The sequence below is a fragment of the uncultured Aquimonas sp. genome (assembly GCF_937888285.1).
Taxonomy (GTDB): domain Bacteria; phylum Pseudomonadota; class Gammaproteobacteria; order Xanthomonadales; family Xanthomonadaceae; genus Aquimonas.
The window spans coordinates 1-5,818 of sequence record NZ_CALART010000106.1 but is presented as its reverse complement, the minus strand read 5'-3'; the positions used below and the strand labels follow the sequence as shown (position 1 = coordinate 5,818).

General features: G+C 65.0%; 6 protein-coding genes. All 6 read left to right on the top strand.

Translation table 11 applies throughout. The features are described 5' to 3' along the window. A partial coding sequence (locus tag Q0654_RS18940) for a hypothetical protein (RefSeq protein ID WP_298856561.1) occupies nt 1-593 on the top strand: 593 nt, incomplete at its 5' end. Between the two features lie 50 nt (nt 594-643). Next, nucleotides 644-1,285, top strand: a complete 642-nt coding sequence (locus tag Q0654_RS18935; RefSeq protein WP_298856560.1) for a DUF2169 domain-containing protein — start codon at nt 644-646, stop codon at nt 1,283-1,285. Beyond that, entirely contained in the window at nt 1,282-2,328 is a 1,047-nt protein-coding gene (locus Q0654_RS18930) for a hypothetical protein (protein ID WP_298853838.1), read from the top strand. The genes Q0654_RS18935 and Q0654_RS18930 overlap by 4 nt, the downstream gene beginning before the upstream one ends. Then, nucleotides 2,328-3,974: a DUF4150 domain-containing protein gene (locus tag Q0654_RS18925; protein WP_298856559.1), complete on the top strand. Its 1,647-nt coding sequence runs from the start codon at nt 2,328-2,330 to the stop codon at nt 3,972-3,974. The genes Q0654_RS18930 and Q0654_RS18925 overlap by 1 nt, the downstream gene beginning before the upstream one ends. Before the next feature lie 12 nt (nt 3,975-3,986). Continuing rightward, nucleotides 3,987-5,048: a hypothetical protein gene (locus tag Q0654_RS18920; protein WP_298856558.1), complete on the top strand. Its 1,062-nt coding sequence runs from the start codon at nt 3,987-3,989 to the stop codon at nt 5,046-5,048. Beyond that, nucleotides 5,041-5,577, top strand: a complete 537-nt coding sequence (locus tag Q0654_RS18915; RefSeq protein ID WP_298856557.1) for a hypothetical protein — start codon at nt 5,041-5,043, stop codon at nt 5,575-5,577. The genes Q0654_RS18920 and Q0654_RS18915 overlap by 8 nt, the downstream gene beginning before the upstream one ends. Nucleotides 5,578-5,818: the final 241 nt, after the last annotated feature.

The window sequence follows — 5,818 nt, the reverse complement described above, 5'->3', positions numbered from 1 at the left end:
TGCCGCACTGTCCCGCGCCGACTCTGCTGGATCGCCCCAGCCGCAGACGCTGGCTCGGCGCCTTCGCGCTCACCGCACCCGCTGACAGCGTGCATGCCGCCTTCGATCTGCTCGTGGCTCACAGCCGCGAGCGCGAAGCGCTGTGGCTTGCGATCTATCGCGGCGATGCCTGGGCGCTGTCCAAGCTTGATGCCGCCCTCGACGGCAAGCTCGCCACGCTGGCCGCTTTCGGCATCGAACAGCTCACCGGCCTGGACATGGAGCGCGACCAGCTCTGGCAGCGACCGGACACGAACGCTGCGCGGACCCTATCCAAGCGCACGCCTGCGGAAGAGGCCGAGCATGCCGACGACCAAAGCGTGGCGAAGTCGACTCGCCCCGAGCCCAAGGCGCATCTCGAAGACCAAGGCTTGCTTGAACCGCACGTCGAGCGCCTGCGCGCCGCTCTGCGCAATCCTGTTCGCCCAACTGCCGAACCGCACCTCCAGGGCGAAAGCCTGCCGATGCGACTGCACGCGGCCTTGAAAGCAACACTGCAGGGCGATGCAGGCGCGCTGCACCGGGTTCGCGAGCCCCTGTTCAAGCTGAACTGATTTGCGTCGCTGCTGCGCAACGCGCTCTTTGACAATCCAACCCGGCCTGCGTGGCCAACCCGATCGGCTGCGGCTTCGGCGGCGCGCCCGGCGACACCTCGCTGGTCGATACGCCCGTGCCCAACCTCGAGGACCCCGGCACGCCCATCGACAACCCGCGTGAGCGCTATCGTCCGATCAGCTTCGGCCCTATCGGCCGCAGCTGGGCGGGCCGCGTCGAGTACGGCGGCACCTACGACCAGCGCTGGATCGACGAGGTGTTTCCACTGCTGCCCGAGGACTTCGATCCGCGCTTCTTCCAGGCCGCGCCGATCGAGCAGCAGATCGACTATCCGAAAGGCGGCGAGGAAGTCGCCTTCGTCAATTTGCACCGCAGCCGGCGTGAACTGCGCTTCGTTCTGCCGCAGCTCAAGCTGTCGATGGTGGTGCTCGACCAACACCGCAAGGTGCACAAGCTCCAACCCGTGGTCGACACGCTGAGCTTCGATCTCGACGCCGAGCTCTTCACCGTGGTCTGGCGTGCCCGCCATCCGCTCAAGCGCAGCCTGGCCGAGGTCGATGCGCTGGCCGCCGGCAGCCTGTGCAAACGCTGGTGGCAGGCCCGCGTGCTCGGCACCAACGACTGCGGCTGCGGCGGCAAGGAAACCAAGGACGAAGACCAGGCCCCGGTCGGGGAGATCGTGGTCGCATGAGCACACCGATGAAGCTCGCCGTGCTCGGTGCCGGCGCGGTCACCTCGGTAGGCAATTCGCTGCCGGCGACGGCGGCGGCGATTCGGGCGGGCTTGGACAACTTCCAGGACACCTACTTTCAAGGCCACCGCGGCGAGCCGCTGCCCGGCGCTGCGATGTCGCTGGGCCTGAGCGAGTCCGGTGCGCGCGTGGGCGGCGCCACCAAGCTCGGCACGGCGCTGGGGTGGGCGGTGCGCGAGGCGATCGAATCCGCGAGCGTCCGATCGCCGCTGCCTGCCCGCGTGCCGCTGCTGTTCCTCGGTGATGACACCCGCCCGGCCCCGCTGGTCGATGCGGCGCATCTCTGCCAGCGCGCGATAGGCCCCCTGTTTGAGTCGGCCGATCGCCTGCATCTGCAGGCCTTTACCGGCGGTGAGGCCGCCTGCGTCGACGCCCTGCAGGCCGCGCGTGAGTTCCTCGCACAGGGCGCGCCCTACGTTCTGATCGCTGCCTCCGACTCCTGGCTGCGCGGCAGCGATATCGCACACGCGCTTGCGCATCAGCGCCTGCTCGATACCGAAGTCAGCAGCGGCTTCGTGCCGGGCGAAGCCGCCGCCGCGCTCCTGATCGGTGGCGATGGGGAACAGGCGCCCTTGCACATCCGCGGCGTCGGCGTCGCCGAAGAGGCCGCCACCCTGCTCTCGGACGAGCCCTGTCACGGCAAGGGCCTGGCGCAGGCCACGCGTCAGGCGCTGAACGAAAGCGGCTGGCAGGCGCATGAGATCCACCTGCGGCTGAGCGACATGGCCGGCGAGAGTTTCTTCGCCGAAGAGCTGTCCAGCGCCTGGGCGCGCGTGCTGCGCGCCTCACAGCCACCCGGCCACGGGCGGATCTTTCCGGCGGCCTCGACCGGCCACGTCGGCTGCGCCTTCGGGCCGCTGATGCTGGCGCTGGCCTGGCAGCTGGCGAAGCGCCAGCGCATGCCCGGGCCCAAGGTGCTGATCCAGCTGTCCTCCTCACACACCCTGCGCGGCGCCATCGCCGCCTACGCCGGAGCCGCCTGATGGCTACGCACGTCTATGCCAACAGCAACGAGATCGCCTCGAAATCCGCGGACGGCAGCTCGAAGCATGCCTTTCCTGACGTCTGCCACACCCCTCCTGCCACAGCGTCACCGACGCCGATCAAACCCTTTCCGCCCGGCGTACCGATTCCCTACCCCAACAGCTGCCACGCCAGCGACATCACCAACGGCAGCCGCACGGTCTTCATCCTCGGCAAGGAGATCGCGCTGGAGAACCACAGCTATTTCTCGGTCAGTGAGGGCGATGATGCAGCTACCAAGAAGCTTGCCAAGGGGATCATTTCCGGTGCAGTGAAGGGCCGTTGCTACTTCCAGACCTGGTCGCCCAACGTCAAGGTCGAGGGGCGCGGAGTCGCGCGCCATCTGGACTGGGTGACTCACAACCACCGCAACCCGCCGAATGCGCTGCAGCGACAGTACATAAGTCAACGAATGACGGGCTCGGACTGCGATAGCGACCGGCGGGCGATCGAGCGCGCATGTCCTGAGAAGACGCAACAGCAAGCAAACTCTCGCAACGCGCCGAGGCCGCGACGAAGCAGCTTCAGCAAGCTTCTCGGCAACATGGCATCCATTCCCGACAACGCAGCGAAAACGGCGCTGGGCTATCGGCGGCGGCAGGGCGCTTCAAACTCCTGGGTTGACGACTATTGCGATGGGCTGTGGATCAAGCCGCAGTCCGGTCAACAAGCGTTCGAGGATGCGAAGAAGGCATTCGAAGAGGTCTTCGACGTGCTCAGCATGAGCAAGACCGATATCGCCAAAGCCGTTCTCGGCGAGCTCGTTGACATGGCCTACGAGCGCCTTGGGCGGTGGTTTCTCGTTCGCAAGCTGGGCGGACTCGCGGCCAGATCCGTTCTGAAGAACATCGTCGGCGCTGCTGCCGGCGCCACCGGAGTCGGTCTGGTAGTCACCGGAGCCATGGCCGCGTGGACCATCACCGACGTCATCAGCACAGCAACCGACATCGCCGAAGCTCTGGGCCCTGAGGGCATGGACCACCTTCAGGATCTTCTGGATATTGATCGCCTGAAGGAACTCGCCGATCGGAAGATCGCTGAGTATCGCGCCTCGCCCGACAAGTTCATGGCAGATCTGATGACGCTGCAGGCGGCGCGTGACCCTTGCGTTCGCGCGCGCAAATGCATGCTGGTCCCGTACAACAGAACCGGGGCCGCCGACGCGGCGAATACAGGCGAAGGCTGCTGCCCCGGCCAGACCGGTCACCATGTGATCCCGGGAGCGATGTTCAAGAATGGTGAGCCGGACGCGCATCCTTGCTACAAGGGCGCTCAGGGCAGCAAACACAACAGCGCTCCCACCATCTGTCTTGAGGGTGCATCCAACAACCACGGAAGCCACGGCATCGCCCACAGCAGCCTGTCCGCGGGAATGGCCGCCGCGGGATTCAATCGCGGGGACCCGATCAGCTATACACAGGCGCGCGAGCTGGGCATTGCAGCCATTCGTACCGTAGCGCCGCATTGCTCAGCGGCCTGCCTGCGAGCCCAACTTGACGCGTTCTACCAAGGATGCGACCAGGCTCCCCTGTCGGCGCATGCGGGCGATAGCGGCCGGGGAACGCCAGCCGCGGGTGCGAGCACGGGTAACGACAGCGGACGATAGACAGAGATCACTATGACCAAAACCGACACGTTCTCAAAGGTAGTCGCTGGCTTTCCTGTCGCGCAGGTGGCTGTGCGAAGCAATAACGCACTCTGCCTGTTGCTTCGGGAGGACTATACGCAGTGGACGGACTTTCGAGAGGAAGGCACGTCTCCCGAGGAAGAAGCGCTGGAAAAGCGTCTGGTAGGCGTCTTCCTTGACGATCCGGACAATTGGAGCTGGGCTGCGCTGCATGGGTTCGACCTTGCATGCGTGGGTGCTTCGCAGCTGCCTGAAGAAAAAGCCGTCGCCGCCTGCATGAGTGGACTGGTCTACTCGACCGGCAGCGGTGCGAAGCAGATGGAGGCTTCCTTGCCGCGCACGGACCACGCGCTTCGCGGAGGCTTGCTGCGTCTGAAAACGATTGGAGGCCATCTTTACGCCTGCGGCGGCAATCGCAGTCTCGGCATTCGCCTCGGCAATGGCGCCTGGAAATGGCACAGCGAACTGTTTGACCCGCCGCTTCGTGATCGGTACGGATTGCCGCAACCTGCCGGTTTCCGCGACGTCGATGGCTTCTCGCCCTCGGACATCTACCTCGTGGGCGGCGAGGGAGATGTCTGGCACTTTGATGGAATGCGCGCGAAGCAGATCGATTTTCCGAGCAATGTCCCGCTCTTCTCGGTGTGTTGCGGACAGGACGGGCGGGTCTACATCGGCGGACTGCAGGGCCGACTCTTCGTGGGCCGAGACGACGTCTGGAGCGAGATCAAGACCCAGCCGCAGTCACTGCCTCTGGTCCAGATGGCATGGCATGCGGATGCGCTCTGGGCGACGAACGACTCCGGACTCTGGACGCTGCACGATGATCGATTGCGCGACGACATTGCGCCACCAAGCGTGAGACATGCTGCCGGCTCTGTCGCTGCAGCGGATGGTGTGCTGCTGGTTGGCGGTCGCTACGGCGCCGCGTTCCTCAAAGACGGAAGATGGACAAGCCTGTTCAACTACGTCGAAATGATGGAGCGATGCCGAAGCGAGAACAGGCTGGCGGACGTGCTGCGCACTCGCTGGCACGAGTTCAGCCATGAGTGAGAAACAACTCTCGGCCAGCGCGCAGGATGCGCAAAGTTGCGGCGGCTTCGACCCGCAGAACCAAGCCCTTTTCGATGCTCACATCGGGCGCGCCGCTCTGGCCCATCAGGAGAATCGACTCGCTGAGGCTCTGGATCACCTCAGCGAAGCAGAGCGTCTGCTCACAGCAGAGCAAGTGACCGATCCCTTCGACTGGTCGGGCTACCTTGATCTTCGGATGTGTGTGCAAGCGAGCAATTCCGATCTGCCCGCGGCTGCGGCGACCGCAGCACGCATGCTTTCCAGCATCGATCCGGAACCTGATGGCTACCCGCTTCGACTGCAGGAGATCATCCAGGACAGTCTGGTTGAAGCTGCGCTGATTCGAGCGACATACCTCGTTGGGGACCCTTCCCGGCAGGATTCGCCCATCGAGCTGGAGAGGCTTCTCGAAAGCGCGATGCTCTGGTGCAGACGACTGGGGCGTGACGGGGACGAGCAAGCGTTCGTTGGAATGCAGGAACGTCACGCGCATCGCGGCGGCGCATGATCTCATCGCCGACGGAAAATCTCCTATTCCGCGACATACCAAGGTTGCCATACGACCTTAACAAGACGAGTCATGCGCTTGAAACTCTCCCTCGCACCGCGGCCCTGCATCGGGTCCGTTCTCGCCCAACACACCGAAGAACTCGCCTTCACCTGGCAGCGCCGACAGCGGGCATGGAGCGCGCCCAACCACCGCGCCGCCCACCTGCACGAAATCGACAGCCAGCTCGACGCCCACCTCG

Bases quoted from the DNA above. Each gene is read 5' to 3' on its own strand.
- Q0654_RS18930 (WP_298853838.1), top strand. From the start codon at position 1,282: ATGAGCACACCGATGAAGCTCGCCGTGCTCGGTGCCGGCGCGGTCACC.
- Q0654_RS18925 (WP_298856559.1), top strand. From the start codon at position 2,328: ATGGCTACGCACGTCTATGCCAACAGCAACGAGATCGCCTCGAAATCC.
- Q0654_RS18920 (WP_298856558.1), top strand. From the start codon at position 3,987: ATGACCAAAACCGACACGTTCTCAAAGGTAGTCGCTGGCTTTCCTGTC.
- Q0654_RS18915 (WP_298856557.1), top strand. From the start codon at position 5,041: ATGAGTGAGAAACAACTCTCGGCCAGCGCGCAGGATGCGCAAAGTTGC.